Below are 22,073 nucleotides of genomic sequence, written 5' to 3' on the forward strand. Positions count from 1 at the left end.
CATTGAATTGAATCTACAAAAATAAAAAAAATCATTACACCACTCAACATGATTAATTTTTGTTCTATAATTTAATCAGGTAGATGTTCGGATTAAAGCAACATAATGAATGCCCAATCCAGAATGAAAGCTTATACCAGCTTCCTGTATAATTGTTACAATGATATTTTCGAAAAGACTCCTATTGATTTCTGGGGATACTTATATTTTGATTTTCAAGGACGATACTTACAACTCATTTCAGAAAAATCCATTATTGACGAAATTCTTAATAAAGAATTATTCATTGAACAGAATCTTTGCAAAAAAAATTATCAGCATGATAATTTTTATGTTTGCAATGTAGATGGTGATCATGTCATAGCGCCTGGTATAAAGAACTGCTTATTAGATCGTGACTTCACGTATTTTGTTGATATCATTCATCAGGACTCCAATCGCGTTGAAATGGTTACCTTCGCCTCTTCACAACAACCAAACAGCACAAATAATTTTATATTTAATAATCTTGATTACCTTAATATGGTTGCTGAAAACCTGTCTTCAAGAGCTAGGAGAATGCATACAAAAGATAATTTTTTAACCTTACCCAGAGAATGCATAATCCAGATGAATGAACTGATTAGCTCAGGAAATTCAAATAAGAAAGATAATCTTAAAGAAATTATTCTGAGATCCTCGCAGCAAAAAATGGCGGAACTCATCAAAGATAATGTATTTGATTATAATCAACTTCCTTTTAGTTTTTTAGCAGCCAAAGAACTGACTCATCGAGAAAAGGAAATGATCTATTTATACTTTAATGATTTTAATTTATCGCGTATTGCTTCTATTTTTGAAGTTTCCAAACGCACGGTCGAGAGACACTTTGAGAGTATAAAAAAGAAACTTGACTGCGAGAGCACAGGCCAAATAATCCCTGCGTTGATTAAATATGATTGTTCTTTAAAAAAAGGCATCAAGACATAACCCCTACTGACTCAAAAACAGCATAATTATTATGGTGGTACTTTATTATAATCTATTTTTGTTTATTATATGTCATTTGATTAAAAATGATTTTTTTTAAACTATATGAAAGAAAAATACAAAAAGAGTCTATATATTCCAAATGAACTTCTTTTAGAAATTTTTGCGGATAAAAATTTAGACATTCAAAATATCATAGTTGTCAGCATGGTTTGTAAACTTTGGTATGAGTTATCACTTGATAATGCCGTTTGGAGGCCTTTATTTATCAAACGATTTTCCTATTCACCAACTTTAGCTAACCACTCAATCTTTAAAGAGGATTATCAAAAACAATTGGCTTTAACTCAAGCAATGAAAAAGAAATGTGAATCAAATCATGCATGTAGGAATGAGCCAGGATTACTAGAGGCTATTAGAGAAAAAAACATTCCTTTGATCTACGCCTTATTTGAATCTGGCCATCGAATTATCATAGATAGTTTTCCTGATGGCGAACAACAGTTTACTGAAGAAATGCTTGGTTTTTTATCAGAATGCGCTGAATTACCAAGTTCCTTATTGGCAAGAATTTTTAAACGTGGTTTTTGCACAGCAGACATGGAGACCAGTGAGTTTTTGGCATTACATTTCATTGTTGCAGAAGCTGATGAAAAACTATTACAAAAAATATTTAGAGCTCTAGGTGATGACTTATTATCAGTTAGCCGCTATTGTGATCTTTATGATAACAATTTTTTTAGCTCTCTATTACATTTTCCTGTAGAACGATTTTCATTAGTACTGAGATTGCTCTACGAAACTTTAGGAAAAACAAAACTGAGTACTCTTTTAGTGTACCAAAACCATACTTACACTGATTGGAGTTGCATTCATTCTGCAAGTAGATGTGGTAGAGAATATTTCTTCATTACTCTCAAATATCTTAAAAGGCAAGATTATCCTGTATTATTGAAAAAAGGATTAAATGATGAAGATATTCCTTTATTCAATATTGCATATTGGGGCGATAAAGAGTCTTTATCTCACATTATTAACATTTTGGGAGCTGACGCAACAACGTTTCTTAAATACAAGGACAATAAAGGACGTAACATCTTATTGCCCGCATTGTTGAGTGAAGATCATTCAACAGTTGAATTAATTGAAAAAGTGATGGGGATGGAATTCATTGATTTGTTACTTATGCAAGATACAAATGGCCGCGATATTTTGAGACGAGTCATGTTGCTTCAGGAACCTACAGTATTGAGACGCATCAATACAGTACTTAAACTATTACGTGATTATGATTGCCTGGACATTGCTCAGGAGCTATATAGCAGTGATGAATTTACCCAACTCATATCTCAGAATTTATATATCAACCAGGATGAAACCATAGAGTTATTCAATAAATATACAGAAGAAAAAACAAACAATTTTTGTTCTATTTTATAAAATTAGAATAAATATATGAACGTACTTTATCATTGAAGAAGATTCGAAGTTGCATCTCGAAATAATAGATGTATCCTGCCAATTTAAAAATGCCTCGTAATAAGCCAGAATGAAATTGTTACGATTTATTCAAAATAGCAGAGGCTCCATACTATTATTCAATCTTTCATGAAACTACACATAACTTGACCACGTCAAGTTGGTAAGTCCTGCAAGTAGTAACAGAGTCCAACCTCAAAAGTCAGACCCATTGTTACCCTATAAGAATTTGTCAAAATTATTACTGAGGACCCGATTTTTTCGATTCTTCCTCTTTAACAGTTGGAGATGGCTCTGTCGTAGTACTATGAGAAAAAAGACTGAACATACTACGCACAAGGTCACTTATTGTAGTTGTAGTTTCAACTTTTGCTTTGGAGGAACGACTTGCAACATTTTCCAAGGTATCCAATTTACCGCTTTTATCCAGAGCTAAAACAGGGCCATTAAATACAATGCCATTTTCTCTGACATAATCCCCCCAGTCACTCATACCTTTACGGTCTTTAGTAAATGATTCTGGAGGCATATATCGACCCCATTTTTTATCATAGACACCAGTTGCGCCTGTAACTTGCCCCATGGTATCCGTGCTAGCGGCCTTGACACCATCATCTGTTTGACGAGCACCGCCCCAATAATCATTTCCGGGCCAGGAAAAATGATCCCAGGCAACAATTGAAACGAGGATATGCGTATCTGGATTGCTACCTAAGGGGTAGTCAAGTTGCCCCGTTGTGCCACGAACCACACCAGAAGGACTCACACGAAAAGACATATGACCAATCTTCTTTTCAGCAGGTTCATCTCCCATATAAGGGTCATAATGAATGATATCAATGTAAGGTAACGAATCTTTATGTTTCTCAAGAATATGGATTAATGCGTTTCTGACATAGGGTTTAATCACATCATAATAAGCGCCTGAAAAACACCCTGTTCCTATACCGGGAATAGTAATTGCTGCCTGCTTTTCATTTTGTCGCGCTAACTCATTAAAATGGATCAATTGAGGTAACAAACGTCTCTCATACAAAGCGTTTAATTTGTCTTGATTTAGTTTGCCATTGTCTAGCACTTCTTTCATATCTGAAGTCGGTCCACTGCCCGAAGCCAAGAGCGCTCCTGGCACATAAGCCAAATAACCGGAAATTGGCTTTGGGTGATTCTTGAAAGAGGAGCCATGTCCACCATCATTGTACATAGTGACTGGCATATTGACACTAACATCCCCAAGAATGCTCTCTTCTTCCAGTGTCCAGTCAGTTCCATCATGATAAACCTGACTTTCAGCAAAAACCTGTGGTTTTTTAGACTGGATTAACAGTTGAGTAAATGTAGTAATATCCATTTCAGAGATGCTTTTTTCTTGTTTACTTAATTCTTCAAGAAAAAATTTACCGGGCGTGGCAAGCCCTTTTTCGAGGTTCTGTTTGTATTGTAAAATTTTATTCAGGGTTTCTTTACTGAGCAACAATTGATAGGCCATTATATTCTCACTTAATCCAAAAATTGTATTAATGTTTCTTACCACGAAGTCCTTACAATAAGCATTGCTTACTGGAAATCTTCCCCTACAGATGTGTTGATTGTACTGAAACAATCTCAAACCTATTGCCTCAACAAAAGGAATTTAATTGACCAATATGCGTATAATAATAACACATAATAGCTGCTATTCCAATCAGTGAAAACCTGGTATACCGTTTTCAAAACTGGAATATGGCTTGATAAATATATAACTGTCTAGTTTTATTGCAAATACTTTTTTAGTCATTTAAAAACTTTTTAATTAGATGCATCATTAGCCTTCTTGCCTAAGCTGATTATTTTAGGGCAAGGCACAAACATTTCGAGGCGTGTAGTTTACATACAAGCACCGCAGAAACATTTGCGCGCTGGTTATGCAAGAGATCTATTGTAAACGAGCGCTTTTGTCATCTTGCCTTTGAACTTCTTCCAATTGCTCAGAATCTAGTGTCTTTTTCACTTCACTGTCTTGATTTTTACTAGGCTTGTCAGTATCAACAGCTGATTTGCGAACATCTGCTGTCTCATCAGATGATGAAGTATTTTTAGGGTCAGGCTGCGTTGCTTTTTTTAAAGAAAGGCTGGTTTTATGAAAATGATCTATTTGCTCAAGTGTGCCTCTTAATTCAGTGACTAACATTGTGACCGGACTAGACGGTTTTGGATAGTCTTCTTTCAAAAAACGAAGGGTAATCAAGTATAAAAGATAGTTCCCGAGGTTCTTCAGCATGGAGCCAAGACCACGATTACTTTTTTGTTCTTCAGACTCAATATCATGAATCAGCTGATTAGACTCACTTTTAAAAGCATCATAGCTTTTTTTGCCCGCAGACCAATCCTGAAATACCTCGTTTAATTTATTCAGTGCCTCGCGATGGCGACCTGTATTTTCGACATTCTGGTTGAGTTTATTTAACCCAGATTCAAAATTCTTTACCTCTTCCTGAAGTTTTTCTTTATTCTTAAATCGCTCTTGTAACTCATGATGCATCGCTGATTGAATTGTCAAACCAAAAACATAATCCTGAGCTTTACGAAATTCTGCATGCGTGTCGTCAAGTACACCATAATTTAATTTAATATTTGCTTTATCAAAAATGGATTGAAGAAACGGCTCTGTCAAAACATCCACAACCTCACTGTAGCTGTGATAACCTTCCTTGATATAACTGGAAATCCATAAATTAATAATCTGGTTTACTTTTTTTTCAATGTCTTTATCTGTTTTATGCTTTTCAATATAGTCCGTTAACACCACCATAAGTGAGTAGGTTGTGCCAGACAGCGACGCCACAAAAGGAGTAGTAGGCTTAGTTTTTGAATACCCACCCGCCACTTTCTCATTAATGGCTATTTTGGGCACATCTCTGACAGGCACCAGGTTATCGGTAAAATTAGGTGAGTTAGGTTTCATAATCCCTGGATTCGCAGATGGAGTATTCCCCAACTCTTCTCTGGATCTGTCCTTTTTTGGGTATCTCTCTGATTGTGCTTTTAAAGGTAATTCAACATTATCATTCAGCATGACAAAAGATAAAATAAATTGCTTTGCTTCATCCAAAGTTTTGATTTCGGTCTCATGAGTTACTGCATACTCAGGTTTCACCGCATTATAACTGTCTCTCAATTCGTTAAATACGGAAAGATCACTCTCTTGTTTAATGACTGATTCAAGGTGATCTGCATACAAGGTTTCATAAAGCCTTCTGCTTTCATTGTCTTTAGGATTGCTTTTTAATCTGGGAGCGACCTCTGCCAGCCTCTGGACAACTTGCTCACTTAACAAGGATTCATTTTTTTTACAAAAATCCAATATTTTTTCAATTGCTTCCTTGTAATTCTGCTTAAAATAGAGCTTTTCTATGTCTTCAAAAAAACCAGAAAACTCTTTCTTTTTGCCAAGTGACTTTTCAAGATACTTAACTGAGAGCAATATAAAATCAGACTCATCTAATTTTGGAGAATCTAATGATAATGAAATACTGAGTTCTATTTTTTGGTATGACATAGGATATCTGCTAAATTGATTAAATTTTAAATCACATAGTACAAAATATAACAAAATGTTTAATAAAAGTAAATATGATACCCATAAAGAGCAAACAACACACTTTGGTTAATTTTCTATGCATGCATAGGAATTAAATGATTTGAAACAATACAATAAGATCGAATTTAATACTTCTACTATACTTCATAGACATAGAAACAGAAATTGAGAAGTCAACATGTCTCCACGGATTTGTTGCTATAACCAATACCCTGGCTTATATCAAGATTTTGATGCGATGCGGGAAGATTTGCAGCGAATTCAGAAGATGGGTTTTAAGCAAGTTTGGGTCAATCCATTTTATACACCTTGTCAATATAATCCTGTCCCTAACATGGCTAATCGTATTCATAGCCCTTATGCCATGCAGGATGAATCAATTTATCCACGCTATGCCAAGAATGATAAAAGCGTTCAGCAATACACTGCAAAAGCAAATGAGCTTGGTTTAATGCCTGTATTTGATTTGGTCGCAAGACACCTGGCGGTAGATCATCGTTTTGTGAATGGCGATAAATTTTTTCTTGAAAAATACAATATTGATACGAAAAAATGGTTTAAACGTCACCCCAATGGAAATTTGGTGATGCATAACATGGACGAAAATTATAATCCGTTGACCAATAATCCCTGGAGTGATGTGGCAACGTTTAACTATGATGATCCTGTCATTTGCGAACAAATCATCGAATATTATTGGAAACCATTTATCGAGCGAAATATTGAGTATCTTGGTTTTCAGGGAATACGTATTGATGCCCCAGCCATGGTAAATAACAAGGTATTGTCTCGACTAACAGAAATCGCAAAGGAGGCTTGCCAACGCAAATTTCAACATGCCCCGCTTATTATTGCAGAAACGATAGGCAGAGGTTATATGGAAGAAAATCTTGCTTTGAAAGGTATTGTAACCCACACGATGAATAGTGTGTTCTGGATGCCGGGCCCCGAAGGTGGCTATGGTTATTCATATAACTTATGGCAACAGGATGACAATTGGTTTACTCAAAATAAAGGATTATTACAGCAGGTTGGTCCTACAATTGGTTTTCCTGGCTCTCATGATGAGCCACGCTATATTCAGCAACTGGTGGAAAAAGGCATCCAGGATGATGAATTGCTTGCAAAACGCATGCGCGAAAAACTGGCTGTCAGCGCATTTTGTTCTGATGGCGGTTGGATTTTACAATACGGTGATGAATATGGTGCTACCAAGCCAGTAAACGTTTTTGATCCAACCCCTGTTGAATATCATAAACAAAGCCATCTGAGACGATTTGATCTGTCAGACTATATCTCTGAAATTAATACAACACTGGCCCAGCTACCCAATCCTCACTTCCCCGAATGGGCGCAGCGGGTCTTTCTTCCGAATCATCCAGATTTGGTAACCTTTATTGTTCACCAGGGTTGGGGTTATACTGGAACCTCATTCGTTATTGCGACCAACACCGATCCCTCTCAGCAAATCCAATTAACAGAAAAAGAACTTGGAGAAATAATGCTGGCAAATGGCCGAAATAATACGACTGAAAAACAGATAAAACCACAAGTGCTTTATTTATGTGGCACAGTTCGCGCATCACCTGAATTGAAAAAAGAGATCCAAATTGTTACATCCAGACCAGCTACAAGTGAAAAGTCCATCCATTTTTTCCAGAGTCATCCTGAAGAAAAGCAAATGAGCGAAAAACTGCCTTTAGAGAAAACACCACCTAAATTTAAATAATATTTACCGGAGATATGCATTGATATTAATTACAGCCTAGAAAATCATTGCGGTTGCTATTTTGCTTCCTCACCAATTAAGTCACCACTTGATAAGAAAGCAAAATCAATCTGACGATGTTGTTTTTCCCACACTTCAGCAAAAACAGCACCCTTACATTGCAGCACGCTTAGAGGAGTTTTCACTAATTGATTCTTGTTGCTTAATGATTTTATCCATTTCCTGCACAAAGAGGATGACATCATCAAGAATGAAATTGCGTTTATGAGATTTCGAATACTCTATATACCTCTGCGCAATGTCTTTGCACTTTTCTGGCGTATATCTTTCATCACCTTCAAGTCCTTTTTGGTACATTTGGGTGAGTGCTCTCGCTACTCGTGGACCAGACTGCTTGTTTTTTCGAACATACGGGTTTAGTTCTGTAGGGTATGGTTTTGGGCTTACATCCTCAGATACCTTAAGCAGAGTATGTTTCGAGAATTGACTTAATACGCCCTTTTGAGGCTGTTCAGAATTAACTTTCTCCTCAGATGATTTGGTCAAGGACAAATCTTCTTTTTTCTGAGATATTACAGGACTATACAATCCAAATTTAGCTAAGCCTGTGCTGAGTTTATTTTCAACCATAAGGGCTGGAATGCATTCGAGAAAATTGGAAAAAAGAGTACCAAGCGACATCCTCAAGGCAGGTTCCGATGCTAATTTAGGTGTTGCTTTAGCCAGAAGCTGAAAAAACAATTCAATTTCTTTTTGTTTTGTCACAGCAGTTGGGCTGGTTTTAATAAGCTCTATCTGCTTCATCAAATCACTAAGCCAATCACTTATCGAAGAGTATTTTTCTACCCCAAGCTCTTTGCTGCCATACTCTGACTGCATCCGCTCCAGCATGTCGAGTAGTTTTTCTTCTTTGTCTGTTAGTTTTGAGGTAAATATCGCATCAGGAATGATAGAAGTCCAATGAACATTGCCTTCATTATTTAATATCATTTCCGGACTGCCTGCCTGATAGGACGGACTTGCTCCATTTCTATGAACATGCAAAATAATTTCATGATCATAGACAGGCTCAATTCTTCCCTCATGGTTACGTACCATGCGTTCACCTTGTATGGCGCGATGTAAAACCATCAGTGTTTCTTCACTACCCCATACGAACTCTCTTCGAAGATGCTCTCTGTATTCATCAAGATGTTTTTCATTCTCAGCTAATAAAAAATCTATCGTTTCTTTTCTTAGGATATTATCTAAAATAGTCGCCTGATGAACCTGGATCTCTTTTTCAGTTAAGCTTTGCTCTTTGAGTTCCTGTTTTTTATTTTCCCATTGGCGATTGAATTCTTCTATGACAGAAGGTGTTCTTGTTAAAATATACTCCTGAAGAGCATCCAACAAACCACTTACCTTGTATATCTCGGCCTCAGTATAATCAGGATTCGAAAAATCATTGTCTATTAACAGCGTCAACTCGGATTCATTGATTTGTAGTGAGCGTTTAAAACCAAATTCCACAGCATAATGGAGAGATGAAAATAAAGGCGTATCATGAGGTGAAGATTTGAATTCGACTTTGGTATGTTCCGCTGCCAAATCTCTCGTTGCCCTGCCAAGAATGGGTTCTATGATTGTTTTGATTTCATCACGGGTAAACGCCCTGTCAGGGTCTTTGGATAATAGTTTTCGTAAACGGGCCCTATCTTCTTCCTTTAATCCTAATTTGTTAAAAATATCTTCAGTAATCTTGACATTATTTTTTGCCCGCAAATAATACATTAATGAAATACTGTAAGCATAATACAAGCAATTGCCTTTACCACTATTATCCACATTAAACATATTGACTCCTTTTTGTAAATTCAAAACCCTCACCACATTAATAGTCTCTTATTGCTTTTCCTCCTTGGTTTGATTTCATTATTTGAAAGATTCATGAGTTCTTTTCTGGTAATGGACTGATACTCAGTGATATAAGTGAGTAAATCGATAAATAGTTTATTTGATACGAAAAGAATTCCTTTAGGGGTGGATTCGGAGTCATTCATTTGAACCCGGTGACCAGTGAAATTGGTTTGCAGCAGGGTATTATGATTTATGATTAAATCCCAACATATTGACACAACATTAATCCCTTAGTTTTTATTTGATATAAAATGCAATGTATACGATCAAAATGATTCGCGCAATACTTTGATCTCATTTTCCGATCAGTGAGTTCGATTAATGCCAAAGTGATTTTTATATGTAAATCATCGGGTTAATTCCCAGGGGAAAATTGGCTATAAAATTAACTATCGCTAACAGGTGTTGACAGGTTTACCATAGTCCTGTATACATAATATACAAATTAAATTTTTTGTGATTATTCATGTTCTACACTACTACACCAAATCAATTAAATAAAAAAGCAAGCCTTGTACAGGCTTTTGCTTGCTTTTTTTATTTTAGCTTTTTCAGCCCTGAGCTGGGTGGTAGGTAGGCAATACTAACACTCCAACCCCCAGCTGAGTCTGGGGGTTTTTGATACCCAAGATCCCCAGTCTAATAAGGGGGTTGGGTACAAAAGAGGAGTGTGAACGATGAACCATCAATGTCAAATTCATCATCCATCTAAAGCGCTTTCTGGCTTGAGGAGGATACGATGAGTTATTCCATCTTAAAAAAACTGCCACCAATAGAAAAAATTATCCGGGAATTGCCACTATCCCACCCCGCCTATCTACAAATTGCCCAAGACCGACAAGAGGTCAAAGCTATTTTGGAAGGGCGAGATAAACGTCTTTTGATGATAGTTGGTCCTTGTTCAGCATGGCCTAAAAAAGCGGTATTGGAATACGCTGAGCGTTTGGTACAACTCAACAGCAAAGTAAAACACGCTTTAAAATTAATCATGCGCGTTTACATTCAAAAGCCAAGAACCACCAAAGGCTGGACTGGACCGGTGAATCAACCCGATTTATTTTCAACTCCTGATATTGAGGCAGGTATAAAATATACCCGGGACATGATGATAAAAGTCATTCAAATGGGGCTCCCTATCGCTGATGAGGCTCTTTTCACCCATAATGCCAAAGGATTTCTTGAACTTCTGTCCTGGGTTGCAATAGGCGCCCGTAGTTCAGAGGATCAAGAGCATCGAATTTTTGCCTCCGCCCTTGACTGTGCCGTAGGATTAAAAAACCCTACACATGGTTCACTCGCTGTCGGAGTAAACAGCCTGGTTGCATCACAGCATCCTCATGTCGCTGTCTTCGATGGCTATGAAGTACAAACCCATGGTAATCATCATGCTCATCTCGTTCTGCGTGGTTCAAACCAAGCTCCCAATTACTCTGTTTCTCATCTGGAGGAAGTCATGTACTACATGGGCATGCATCAGATAGTGAACCCTTCTGTCATTATTGATGTTAGCCATGACAACTGTCTGGTGAATGGGAAAAAAAATCATCAGCTACAACCAGAGATTGCATTTAATATTCTGGAAAGCATCAAAAACAGACCTGATTTAAAACAACTGGTCAAGGGATTCATGGTAGAAAGTTTCATCAAAGAAGGTAATCAAAAATTAGATTCTATCAATCCCGATAACATTGATTTAAGCGGGTTATCCGTTACCGATCCTTGCCTCAGTTGGGAGAAGACAGAATCGTTCCTGTTGGAACTGGCAGAGAGGGAAGCGTTATGAAGAATCTCGTTGAAGAAAAAGAAGCCTTTCGCTTCGGTGTTTCTGGAGATATCGGATCATTTTCTGAGGAAGCGGCTTTGCTTTATGCCAGGAAAAAAGGCCTTAATGCCCATCTCGTTCATTTGCTGGATATGGAAGGCGTTTTAAATGCTATTGAGAATGAAACTATAGATTTGGGCATCTTACCCGTTGTTAACCTTTTAGGAGGATTGGTAAAACCAGCATTTCAGGCTATGGGCAAATATTCATTTACTCCCATCGATGAGATTTGGCATGACATAAACCAATGCCTGCTAGTTAAGACAAATACTCAAAATCATAAAATCACACATATTGTGTCACATCCTCAAGGCTTTGCCCAATGCAAAAAATTCCTAAGAAACAAATTTAAGAATGCGAAAAAAATAGAATGGATCGATACAGCAAAAGCAGCAAAGGATTTGGCAGAAGGAATATTGCCACCCCATGCCGCAGTCATTGCATCGGCACGTTGTGCACCACTTTATGATTTGAAAATCAGTGCGAGAAATATTCAGGACAGTCATCTGAACAGAACAGCTTTTATATTAGTTAAAAAATAAGTGATAAGGTCTCTATCCGCTAAGGAGTTCATCATGAGTACGATTGAAGAACTAAGAAAACAAATTGAACAAACTGATGCATACATCATTGAAAAGTTGGCTCAACGCCAAGAATTGTCTAAAAAAATCGGAGCTTTAAAGGCTAAAGAAGGAAAAAAAATATTAGATCGCCTGCGCGAAAAAAAATTGTTTGAATATTATGACTTTTTATCCAGGCAATATCACTTGCAGCAGGATTTCGTGAATCAATTATTCAAGATAATTATCTCAAACTCAAAAAAGGTCCAAAAATAATGAACCATTATGAAAAAATGAGCTTGCTAAAAGATTCCGCAACAGTTGCCATCAATTCTCTAGCCCAACAAAAAATAAACGCGGGAATCAAAATTCATAATCTCAGTGCTGGAGAACCCAAACTGCCACCCCATCCCTCCATAATAAATGCCGTCACACAAGCTATGGAACAAGGACATACCCTTTATCCTCCAATAATGGGAATTCCTGAACTACGTCATATGGGCTGTGAATGGATGTATAGATCCTATGATTGCTCATTCCAAAATGAGCAATGCCTGGTTGTGAATGGTGGAAAACTTGGCATTTATTTACTCATGCAATTATTACTGCAGCCTAACGACGAAGTCATTATTCCTTCTCCCTACTGGGTTTCCTATCCAGCCATGGTTAGCCTGTTTGGCGGCACCCCCGTGCCAGTTGAAACGACAGAAGCCGAAGAATGGAAACTAACGCCACAGGCACTGCAAAAAGCGTGTACCACAAAAAGTAAAATACTCATTCTGAATAATGCCACCAATCCCACCGGAGCTCTGTATACCCAGTCCGAGCTGATTCACTTATTGCAAACTGCCAAGAAGCATAATCTTTTAGTGATCTCTGATGAAGTTTACAGCGAACTAACCTATGATGGGCATCATTACGTATCCTGTGGTTCTTTACCCCAGTTTCGAGAGCGTGTCATCATCATTCAAAGCTGTTCAAAAAACTTTTCCATGACCGGGTGGCGAGTGGGTTTTATTTTTGCCCCGGAAATATTCATCAAACCTTTAAGCGCCCTGGTCAGTCAAAGCACCAGTGGAGTAACCACCCTTAGCCAATGGGCCGCTGTGGCTGCGCTGCAAGAAGTAAATCAAGTCAATATCTGGGTTCAGCAAAACATGGAAAAAAGAAGAAATTGCCTCCTCCGCACCTTGCATGACTATCTGGGATTGACCATAACACCTCCAATTTCCTCACTTTATGTTTTTCTTTCCCTAAAGGATATTGGCTGCAAAAATCAAAATTCCGAGGAGTTTTGTAAACAAGCTTTGGATAAGGCAAATGTTGCGATGGTACCGGGAATCGCCTTTGGTAAAGAGGGTTACGTCCGCTTGTCTTTTGGAGGCAATGAAGACGATTTAAAATCAGGTATTTATGCTCTGGCGCAATGGCTGCATCGCTAATTAAAGTAATTCATTACTTTGCAAGAAGCATGACCAGACCTCTTACATAACTAGTCTCTTTTATTTTAAACGTTTCTGTGGTGCCTCATTTAACGACTCTAAAATAGGACTTACGAAAAACCCCAAGGTCGAGACAAAAAATGTTTTTAATGAGGAAGTTTAGATACACTAAATGACCGAATTAAAAACATTTTTTAACAAAGAGATTGGGATTTTTCGTAAGTCCTATATAAAATTGATGCATTCGACAATAGGCTAAAAAACTATTATGTTATTTATCGATACCTCAGGATAAAAAACCATGCCAAGAGAATACGATAATTTAATCTGCTACAAACAACTATCAATTGATGACCATGGAAAACTTAAATTTTTTCTTGAAAAGCACAGCACTAAAGAAGGAACATGGGGCAAACTTTCCCTAAGCGAAGGTGAAATTGATTTTATTTTCCAGAATGGCTTGGGGCAGGAACTGTCGCGTATTCGTCTTGATAAAAATAATAGGCAACTATCTATTCCTCCGGCCTCCTGGCATAAAATCATTCCGATCAGCGCATCGTTCAATGCTCAGCTTGGTTTTTATTGCAAACCTCATCGCTACTTTAACAAAAAATACGGCTTAACTGAGGTGCACCGTGACTTATTGTATGTGTATCATACCTACTTGTCGCATTTAGGCTCACTAACCACTCTGGATGTCGGTTGTGGTTCCGGTAGAAATCTGTTGTATTTGACCCAACTTGGCCATATAGTGACTGGAATTGATATCAATCAAACGGCACTGGAAAATATTCAAATAATCGCTCAAAAAGAAAACCTGAGTCTGCTTAATATTTTGTCGCAGGATTTAAATCAACCTCAAGCCCTTGCACCAGATCATTACGATTTTGTCTGCTCTACAGTGACTCTCCAATTTTTAAATGCCTCACGTATCCCCTCTTTATTGATTGAGTTGCAGGAGGCAACGAAGAAAAATGGCTATCATTTTCTGGTTTTTCCCGTCCAATCTGAACTTTATTCACTCCCAAGCTCATTCACGTTTTTACCAAAACAAGAAGAGCTGTATCATTTTTACCAGGACAGCGGCTGGTCTATCCTCGAATACAAAGAATCAGTAGGACATCTTCATAAACAGGATGAAATGGGAAGACCAGTGCAAGGATTATTTGCTCTGTTGCTTGCCCAGAAAGTTCTATAAAGATCACTTTCATAAAATATTACCCTGGATTGCTAACTGATCCTCAATAAAGCAGACAATTCACTTGGATTATGTAAAACATCAGCCAGAGTATACTGCTCTAAAATCTGCAGGAAAGCACGTTGCGCTTCATACAAAACGCTCTTGAGTTTACATGCTGGGGCAATACAACAGTTTGCCTTTTCTTTGTTAAAACAGGGAACCAAATCAAAATTGGGCTCAAGCTCCATAATCAATTGGCCTAAATTAATGGTTTCAGGTGAGGCCGCCATCAAAATACCGCCGTTTTTCCCCCGTATTGTCTTAATTAAACCCATCTTCGATAAATTATGAATGATTTTGATGAGATGATTGTTTGATATGGAATAGGCATCTGTAATGTCCTTAATGGTACATGAACCTTTCTTTAAGGCAATGTAGATCAAAGCACGCAGGGAATAATCAGTAAATTGAGTCAATTGCATAAAAAATCCTTCTGGTTTGTTGACGTCTATTATTTCTTTTTATAAGATGTATTTCAAATACATCTTTAAGGAGTATATCATGACTGAATCATTGTTTGAGCGATTAGGCGGCCAAAATGCCGTCAACACAGCTGTGGATATTTTCTACCGCAAAATGCTCATGGATGACAGAGTGAATTATTTTTTTGATGACGTGGATATGGAGCAACAAATCCTTAAGCAAAAAGGATTTTTAACCATGGTGTTTGGCGGACCAAATCAATACACTGGAAAAAGTATGCGGGAAGGACATCAGCATCTACTTGCCAGAGGCTTAAATGACTCACATGTGGATATTGTAATCGAGCATTTAGGGGAAACCCTTAAGGAATTGGGCGCCAATGAAGAGGACATTCAGAAAGTAGCTGCAATCGCCAATAGTGTTCGTGGCGATGTATTGGGGCGCTCATCATGAGTACCGTACGATTTAACAATCAATCTTTTGCATTAACTCCGGATGAAAGCCTCTTGCAATGTTTTTTGCGCCACGGGGTAGAATACCCTAACTCCTGCCAGGCAGGCATTTGCCAGTCATGCCTGATTAAAGCCAAAGACGGGAAGATTAATCCAGACTGGCAAGAAGGATTACCCGAAACACTCAAATCTCAAGGGTATTTCCTGGCTTGTCTTGCCAAACCAAGCACTTCGCTTTATGTCACATCTCCTGACAATGCCGAATGCGAGACACAAGCTCAAATAATGAGCCTGCAACGCTTAAATCACAATGTTATTCAAGTCAAACTGAACGTGGAACATCCTGCCCCATGGCTACCCGGACAATACCTGTCGCTCATTAATCCTGAAGGAACAATGCGCAATTATTCCATAGCCAATATCCCTGCTGATGATGGATACATTGAACTGCACATAAAAATTTACCCGCAAGGCAAGATGGGACAATGGCTTTTGCAACGCGCAGCCATTAATACATTCATCACCATCCGAGGCCCTTTTGGTCAATGTTATTATCATAATCCACATAATCTGGCTTTTGATATATTGCTGGCAGGGACAGGGACTGGCCTCGCTCCGCTGATAGGTATCATCAGAAGCGCATTAACACAAAAGCATGAAGGAACAATTACGCTGGTGCATGGCGGGGTTACTGATGAGGATATCTATTACAAGGAAGAACTGGAAATGTTGTCTTTATTGTTCAGCAACTTCCGCTATGATCCCTGTGTGCTGCAAAGTCAAGGGCTTTATCCAGAAGGCTCAATTGAAAAACGGGTGCTAACTCACTTGCACTCTCCCAACAATACGAAAGTGTATGTGTGTGGTCCAAAGGAAACAACCAATAAATTGAAAACACGAATTTTTCTTGCGGGTGTTCCTTCAACAAATATTTATAGTGATGTTTTTTTATAATATTTAAATAGCCCTGTTGATTTATAATCTGGTGCAAACCAGATTATGTTTCTCGCTCATCAAAATAATCTCTTCTTTCCGCTGGTAGCATTTCTTTTCTTTAAGACGTTTTCCGGCAATTTGCCATCAGAACTTTTATAGCCATGTGGCGGTATCTAATCTTCCGGCTATACTTAAGCATATAATTTTCAATCATTTTTCTCACGTCTAAAAGGATTACGTTCATGATCGTCGATTTTGAAACGCACTTCATCACTGAAGCTTGTATTGATTATCTGACTCAACGCCAGGAAGTTCCCAAATTGGTTCCAGATCTCAATGGAGCTTATACAATGTGTTTTACACCTGATGTTTCCTTATTTCACACAAGTGCATTAATGGAAGAATTATTAAGTTTAAACGAGCAACGACTGGCAATTATGGACCAAGCAGGGGTGACAATCCAGGTATTAAGTTTGACTACTATCAATGGGATTGACTCCTGCCCTGGAGATGAAAACAAAAGCACCGCTTTAGCAAGAGAAGTCAATGACCAGCTTTACTCTGCCATTCAAAGACATCCTGAACGATTTAAAGGTTTTGCTTCTATATCGCCTTATGACGTCAAAGAAGGTGTAAAAGAATTGGAAAGAGCGATATCTCAATTAGGTTTTGTAGGTTGGCTTACACACTCCAATTTTGGCCAGGATAATTACCTGGACGATAAAACCTATTGGCCATTGCTGGAAGCCGCGGAAGGTTTAAACATTCCTATCTACCTGCATCCGAATGTACCCATCATGCGCGAATTCGGTAAATATGGTTTTGCCTTGGGGGGAAGTGCTTTAGGGTTTGAATTTGACACGGCTTTATGTTTGATGCGAATGATTCTTGGAGGTGTATTCGATGCGTTTCCCAAATTAAAAATTATGCTGGGACACTTGGGTGAAACCATGCCGTTTTTAATGGAGCGTCTCGATCATTTATACCGTATACCAGACTTAAAAGCTTATCGACCTTCTATTCAGCGTATTCCCTCAGAGGTATTACGTCAAAATGTTTACATAACCACTAGCGGACGTTTCTTCGTTCCCGCCTTACGTTATGTTCTAGAGGTCATGGGGGAGGACAGGGTATTGTTTGCCTCCGATTACCCAATGGAATCCTTACTTGACGCTACTCGATTTATTCAAGATTCCGATTTATCAAACCAAACGAAGCAAAAAATTTTCTCTATAAATGCCAAGAATTTGAACTTAATATGAAGCATCTCTCTTGCATCATATCAGTAAAGAGCTGATTTTCTTGCAGACATTAATTGAGCCAGGCTCAATTAATGTCTTGCTTTATAGAAATAAAATACGAATAGTTTCATTCTGCAATATTTTTTAACGAAGAATTAATCTATCAGCATCCGCCTCATTGTTTATGGATTGATCACTTGCAATATGGCTCATCCGATGGGTGGAGTAAAGCAAATATTTATTTACCCCTTGGTGCATCACATCGCGTTTGGCGACCATTTCCTTATAGGCCTCCTGCCATTTTTCCTGGAAGCTGGGTAATATATCCCAAATTTTTTGATTTTCCTCCAGAACATCGGCATCTTCTTTCTCAAGTGCAATCTTAAAAGATTGGATGAGAATTTTTTCGACAGTATGAAACATATATTTTTTAGCGCCTTTCCTGACCAAACCAGCCTGTCCATCATTTTCATGAGATAAAATGGCTTTCAGCGCTTCATTATATAAACTTATTTGAGAATATCGTAATACTTGTGGTGATGGGAGAAAAAAATATTCCTTTTCACCTTTATCATTATAATAAGTAAAACTCAGCGTAAACTCTTTCAGCCCTCTCGCATCATCTTTTAATAACTCCTTGGCATACATCATTGTTAAAGTACCACATGAAGTCCTGTCAGCTTGAGGGATTAGCTGTTGCAAGTCCATTGCAGAATATAATTTTAACAAATCAGGTGTAAAAAAATTGCCTTCGACAAAAGGAAAATTCAAATGAAACATCCCTCCAAGATCATGATATCTGATAAGCGCTGTGTTATAAAATATCGGTCTTATGGCCTTACCAGGTAAACAGATATAGAGATCGAAATGACATCTCCCACTGGTACGTTGACCAGTAAAGAAATAACCCAAAACCTCTCCTTCTTGCAGTTCATCACAGATGTCTTTTATTTCACTTGCGCTTTCCCTGGCAGTTAACCCCATATAATCAAAATTTCGCTCTATAAATTCATTAATTTTTGCATCAAGTATTCCTTTGCATGACAGCTCTTGGCATGCCTCATTGAGTTGTCTTAACTCTTCCAGGGATAATCCAGAAATGATTTTTCCTTTTGCATCCAGAAATGGAAGAACTTTATTGTATATTTCTTCGTAAAAACCTATAAATGCACCCATATGTTTATTGATAGAAAAAGGAGAGTTTGCGCCATTCAGATTAGGTGGTTGAAAAAATATTTGTAAAAATTTGGCGTATTTGAGTTCCAGGAATTGCTGTTTTTGTTGTTCAAAATTAACCTGACGCTCTTTTATCAGAGACTGATATTTGGGTGTAGTGCCATTAATAATCAAGCGAATACCGTATTTTTCCTGATAATGCTTAACTATTTTTTCGAGATCCAGAACGCTGACTTGATACCCTGGATAAGAACTATCTTGTTCTTTAGCCAAAAACTCAGTTTTATCTTGACTCATTTCATATTTTGTTTTCATAAAAAACCCGGCTGCAGCTTGTATCATTACTAATTCATGAGTTTTTCTCATCACCGGAACTGGAATCAATTAATTGCCCACCAGGATGATTTTCATTGATTTCATAATGACAACTCCTTGCTCTATCTCAATGAAACAACTGATTATAAAAATCATTATTTTTTCATTATGAATCCCTTATAAATTAACAAACCCTCTGCCTAATAAAGACTGACAGAGACCATGGATATTTCAATTTAGAGACAAAAAGAAAGGAAACGACGATTTGTTAAGTAACGCTTCGCTGAATTAAAGTTAATAAACTACTCTCAATCACCAAATCCGAGAGTAAATCGCTCATCTTCTTTGCCTCAGCGACGAACCCGTTTACTTAATTAAAGCTAAGTGTTACCACTAGTCCTCCGTATATCCTTGTGGAGAAGATAGGCCGCAGCAAAAAGATCATTTTTATGATCTTTTAGTGAGCAAAATTTTAACAATAAAAGCTTAAGAATTTATTAAATGGGCAACACCTTATATTGAGACCATAGGGGACTCAAGACCTTTCACTGGTTAACTGATTGAATGTATTTAATTTTTTTCATTGCATGACTCAAGTAATGAATTACAAAACGAACACTCACTATGTTATACAGGATGTTTTATTCTTGTTACATATCAGGATTCATAGCATCACTGCTTGCAACAGACATAAGATCTTTTTCAATTTCAGGTTTACTTGCTTTCTTATTAGCTTGCCAAAGAAGGATTCTACTGGCCTCTGCATCCGCTAAAAGACACTGTTTCTCAGTAAACTCCTCCCAGGTCAAATGACATGGATCTTCAAGTTGATAATCAGCTAAATTGGTTCCCGGAAGTAATTTATTTATAAATTGATCCCCATACAATAAACATTGATAAACGGAAATAAATTTTTGATACTCACTAAAAGACAAAGGCTCGTACCTTTTACTGCGATGAGTATAAAGAATTAAAAGCAACTCATTCACTGTCGTTGTTGCTTCAACATCCAACGTCATCGACTCCGCCCTATTTTTTTTATTAATTATAAGTTTCATTTGCGATTATTAAGTAAAAATTAGCCTTGTCTGCTAGTATAGTTTAAATAGCAGTAAATCAATATATGGCTTTGTGAGATTTAAGTGGCCGATTGAAACACCAGAATTCTGTATACATCTTACCGAAATAAAACATAAGCTGTTTAACAAACCATTTTGAACGGGGGTATCCGACTGCAAATATATAGAGATTTATTTTTGCCAGCCAATTTCAGATTTTACTGCTATTTCTTGCAAGCAGATCCCGTATTTCAGTAAGTAATTGAATTTCTGGAGTGACTGGTTCTGGTTCATTTGCTTTTTTTCTCTGCAGCAGATTGATTAATTTGATGAGTACAAAAATAGCAAAAGCAACGATAATAAAATCAATGACGTTTTGTAAAAAATTTCCCCACTTGATTTGAACGTCTCCTACAGTAAAACTCAATCCTGCAATATTGATGCCTCCCAATAACAAACCAACGCAAGGCATGATAATTCCATCGACCAAAGCAGTGACAATTTTATTAAAAGCAACACCCATTACAACAGCAACTGCCAAATCCATCACATTGCCTCGCATGGCAAATTCTTTGAATTCCTTTAGTAAACTCATCAGACATCCCTATCATGATTAAGTTATGCGATGAAATGTATATTCGCAAAATTTTTCCAATCTTTCAATTACAGACTGTTCTGAGCCTGTTAGCTTGTAGAAAGGAACTTAAATTTACATTATTGTACAACGGTGTTTTTTAGTATCTTTGTAGTTATTGGTATCTTTTCTTTGTTTATCTTGTTCCGCCCATAGAGTCAAATCCGGTTGATGAATCATCTTCTTTTCAACCATGCAACATTCTATAGAATCATAACTTCCAAACATATCGGACTCTGGCTGATACGTTTTTTGTTCTGAATAAGTCCTGTTTTTAGGGAAATGTGTAATAAAACAGGCTGAAGCCATGTCTTTGCCTAAGCGTTGGAGCATCCCCTCTTCAATAACTACTCCATCTTTTCGTACCGTAGGGATATGCTTGGCCCCTACTCTGGCAATGACTATAGTATCCTCATCCATCTTATGCAAAATTTGATTACAAAAGCCTTCATTACCCCGTTGTACTCTGACCAAAGATTTTCCATAGAGATGGTAGGCCCAGTACAAACAATCATCAAAATCATTAAATATTCGATTCCCAATTTGCAAACCCAAATCTTTTATACGTGCCGTCACTTTTTTAATAGATTTAAGGTTTTTAAATGGATTGCTGAAATTATCTTCTAACCCATAAACTTCAACATTATTTTTAATTAATGCAATTAAAGAAGGTTCAACTGTATTTAATTTGCTTAAAGATTCCAGAGTGTAAGGTTCCAAATTGTCTAATGCAGCTAAATTTTCATCGAAAAATACTATTTTCTTGTTTATCTTACCTTGCCTTTGCAATTTTAAAATACAATCCAGACAATCCTCGCTTGCATAGGAATAATGGTTTTCCCCTATCAAGATGCATTTTTTACCATTGCTTATTTGTTCCAGAAACCAATCTTCGAATTCCATTAGCACATCTCACTAAAAAGACAATAGAGCCATAACTCAATCAAGGTGATTATTATACTAAATAATAAAACAATAAAATAATGATCAATATGATTTATAAATATACAATTCTAATTGCTTGTCTTTCCCGTTGTTATCCCTAACTACATGATATGGAATTGAAAATTGTTGAACCAAAATCACTCTTCTCATGACACGATATCCTGCACAAAAAA

The 22,073-nt window shown here is 37.3% G+C and carries 21 protein-coding genes; 11 read left to right on the forward strand and 10 right to left on the reverse strand.

The window, feature by feature from the left end; genetic code table 11:
• The first annotated feature begins 105 nt into the window (after window positions 1-105).
• Window positions 106-969: a helix-turn-helix transcriptional regulator gene (locus LPG_RS12735; RefSeq protein WP_010948226.1), complete on the forward strand. Its 864-nt coding sequence runs from the start codon at window positions 106-108 to the stop codon at window positions 967-969.
• A 105-nt stretch (window positions 970-1,074) separates the two neighbouring features.
• Window positions 1,075-2,409, forward strand: a complete 1,335-nt coding sequence (locus LPG_RS12740; protein ID WP_010948227.1) for a lpg2525 family Dot/Icm T4SS effector — start codon at window positions 1,075-1,077, stop codon at window positions 2,407-2,409.
• A 280-nt stretch (window positions 2,410-2,689) separates the two neighbouring features.
• Here LPG_RS12740 and mavL read toward each other — a convergent pair whose 3' ends face one another.
• Both mavL and LPG_RS12750 read right to left on the reverse strand, forming a co-directional pair.
• Window positions 2,690-4,057, reverse strand: a complete 1,368-nt coding sequence (gene mavL, locus LPG_RS12745) for a Dot/Icm T4SS effector MavL (protein WP_010948228.1) — start codon at window positions 4,055-4,057, stop codon at window positions 2,690-2,692.
• A gap of 306 nt (window positions 4,058-4,363) precedes the next feature.
• Window positions 4,364-6,040, reverse strand: a complete 1,677-nt coding sequence (locus LPG_RS12750; RefSeq protein WP_010948229.1) for a lpg2527 family Dot/Icm T4SS effector — start codon at window positions 6,038-6,040, stop codon at window positions 4,364-4,366.
• A 166-nt stretch (window positions 6,041-6,206) separates the two neighbouring features.
• On the opposite strand from LPG_RS12750, the gene LPG_RS12755 reads away from it, so the two are divergent.
• Window positions 6,207-7,757, forward strand: a complete 1,551-nt coding sequence (locus LPG_RS12755; protein ID WP_010948230.1) for an alpha-amylase family glycosyl hydrolase — start codon at window positions 6,207-6,209, stop codon at window positions 7,755-7,757.
• 56 nt (window positions 7,758-7,813) lie between these two features.
• Here LPG_RS12755 and LPG_RS15445 read toward each other — a convergent pair whose 3' ends face one another.
• From LPG_RS15445 to LPG_RS12765, 3 genes are read right to left on the reverse strand one after another with little or no spacing between them, the layout of a single operon-like run.
• On the reverse strand, window positions 7,814-7,942 hold the full coding sequence (locus LPG_RS15445) for a hypothetical protein (RefSeq protein WP_015444037.1): 129 nt from the start codon (window positions 7,940-7,942) through the stop codon (window positions 7,814-7,816).
• Window positions 7,911-9,629 (reverse strand): Dot/Icm T4SS effector deubiquitinase LotC, encoded by a 1,719-nt coding sequence (gene lotC, locus LPG_RS12760; protein ID WP_010948231.1) that lies wholly within the window; start codon window positions 9,627-9,629, stop codon window positions 7,911-7,913. The genes LPG_RS15445 and lotC overlap by 32 nt, the downstream gene beginning before the upstream one ends.
• Window positions 9,623-9,874: a hypothetical protein gene (locus LPG_RS12765; protein ID WP_011216409.1), complete on the reverse strand. Its 252-nt coding sequence runs from the start codon at window positions 9,872-9,874 to the stop codon at window positions 9,623-9,625. The genes lotC and LPG_RS12765 overlap by 7 nt, the downstream gene beginning before the upstream one ends.
• A 521-nt stretch (window positions 9,875-10,395) precedes the next feature.
• On the opposite strand from LPG_RS12765, the gene LPG_RS12770 reads away from it, so the two are divergent.
• The 5 genes from LPG_RS12770 to tehB all read left to right on the forward strand — a co-directional run bounded on the left by LPG_RS12770 (window position 10,396) and on the right by tehB (window position 14,678).
• Window positions 10,396-11,439, forward strand: a complete 1,044-nt coding sequence (locus LPG_RS12770; protein WP_010948232.1) for a 3-deoxy-7-phosphoheptulonate synthase — start codon at window positions 10,396-10,398, stop codon at window positions 11,437-11,439.
• Window positions 11,436-12,020, forward strand: a complete 585-nt coding sequence (locus tag LPG_RS12775) for a prephenate dehydratase domain-containing protein (RefSeq protein ID WP_010948233.1) — start codon at window positions 11,436-11,438, stop codon at window positions 12,018-12,020. Before LPG_RS12770 ends, LPG_RS12775 begins: the two co-directional genes overlap by 4 nt.
• Window positions 12,021-12,053: 33 nt before the next feature.
• Window positions 12,054-12,314 (forward strand): chorismate mutase, encoded by a 261-nt coding sequence (locus LPG_RS12780; protein ID WP_015444034.1) that lies wholly within the window; start codon window positions 12,054-12,056, stop codon window positions 12,312-12,314.
• Window positions 12,314-13,480 (forward strand): pyridoxal phosphate-dependent aminotransferase, encoded by a 1,167-nt coding sequence (locus tag LPG_RS12785; protein ID WP_010948234.1) that lies wholly within the window; start codon window positions 12,314-12,316, stop codon window positions 13,478-13,480. The genes LPG_RS12780 and LPG_RS12785 overlap by 1 nt, the downstream gene beginning before the upstream one ends.
• Before the next feature lie 301 nt (window positions 13,481-13,781).
• Window positions 13,782-14,678, forward strand: coding sequence for an SAM-dependent methyltransferase TehB (tehB, locus tag LPG_RS12790; RefSeq protein ID WP_010948235.1), 897 nt, complete (start codon window positions 13,782-13,784; stop codon window positions 14,676-14,678).
• Between the two features lie 32 nt (window positions 14,679-14,710).
• On the opposite strand, the gene LPG_RS12795 is transcribed toward tehB, so the two are convergent.
• Window positions 14,711-15,142 carry an Rrf2 family transcriptional regulator gene (locus tag LPG_RS12795; RefSeq protein ID WP_010948236.1) on the reverse strand — a complete coding sequence of 144 codons (432 nt, stop codon included), beginning with the start codon at window positions 15,140-15,142 and terminating at the stop codon, window positions 14,711-14,713.
• A gap of 79 nt (window positions 15,143-15,221) precedes the next feature.
• On the opposite strand from LPG_RS12795, the gene LPG_RS12800 reads away from it, so the two are divergent.
• The 3 genes from LPG_RS12800 (at window position 15,222) to LPG_RS12810 (ending at window position 17,793) form a co-directional block, all read left to right on the forward strand.
• Window positions 15,222-15,596 (forward strand): group I truncated hemoglobin, encoded by a 375-nt coding sequence (locus LPG_RS12800; protein ID WP_011947457.1) that lies wholly within the window; start codon window positions 15,222-15,224, stop codon window positions 15,594-15,596.
• Window positions 15,593-16,549, forward strand: coding sequence for an FAD-binding oxidoreductase (locus tag LPG_RS12805; RefSeq protein ID WP_010948238.1), 957 nt, complete (start codon window positions 15,593-15,595; stop codon window positions 16,547-16,549). The genes LPG_RS12800 and LPG_RS12805 overlap by 4 nt, the downstream gene beginning before the upstream one ends.
• Before the next feature lie 224 nt (window positions 16,550-16,773).
• The gene (locus tag LPG_RS12810; protein ID WP_010948239.1) at window positions 16,774-17,793 is read left to right on the forward strand and encodes an amidohydrolase family protein; all 1,020 of its coding nucleotides are present in this window, start codon (window positions 16,774-16,776) and stop codon (window positions 17,791-17,793) included.
• A gap of 123 nt (window positions 17,794-17,916) precedes the next feature.
• Here LPG_RS12810 and LPG_RS12815 read toward each other — a convergent pair whose 3' ends face one another.
• The 4 genes from LPG_RS12815 to LPG_RS12830 form a co-directional block, all read right to left on the reverse strand.
• On the reverse strand, window positions 17,917-19,332 hold the full coding sequence (locus tag LPG_RS12815; RefSeq protein WP_010948240.1) for a lpg2538 family Dot/Icm T4SS effector: 1,416 nt from the start codon (window positions 19,330-19,332) through the stop codon (window positions 17,917-17,919).
• 581 nt (window positions 19,333-19,913) lie between these two features.
• A complete protein-coding gene (locus tag LPG_RS12820) occupies window positions 19,914-20,321 on the reverse strand; it encodes a lpg2539 family Dot/Icm T4SS effector (RefSeq protein ID WP_010948241.1) in 408 nt (135 codons plus the stop codon).
• Window positions 20,322-20,532: 211 nt separating this feature from the next.
• Window positions 20,533-20,916: a large-conductance mechanosensitive channel protein MscL gene (gene mscL / locus LPG_RS12825; protein WP_010948242.1), complete on the reverse strand. Its 384-nt coding sequence runs from the start codon at window positions 20,914-20,916 to the stop codon at window positions 20,533-20,535.
• 114 nt (window positions 20,917-21,030) lie between these two features.
• Window positions 21,031-21,864: a lpg2541 family Dot/Icm T4SS effector gene (locus LPG_RS12830; protein WP_010948243.1), complete on the reverse strand. Its 834-nt coding sequence runs from the start codon at window positions 21,862-21,864 to the stop codon at window positions 21,031-21,033.
• Window positions 21,865-22,073: the final 209 nt, after the last annotated feature.

This window comes from Legionella pneumophila subsp. pneumophila str. Philadelphia 1 (assembly GCF_000008485.1).
Taxonomy (GTDB): Bacteria; Pseudomonadota; Gammaproteobacteria; order Legionellales; family Legionellaceae; genus Legionella; species Legionella pneumophila.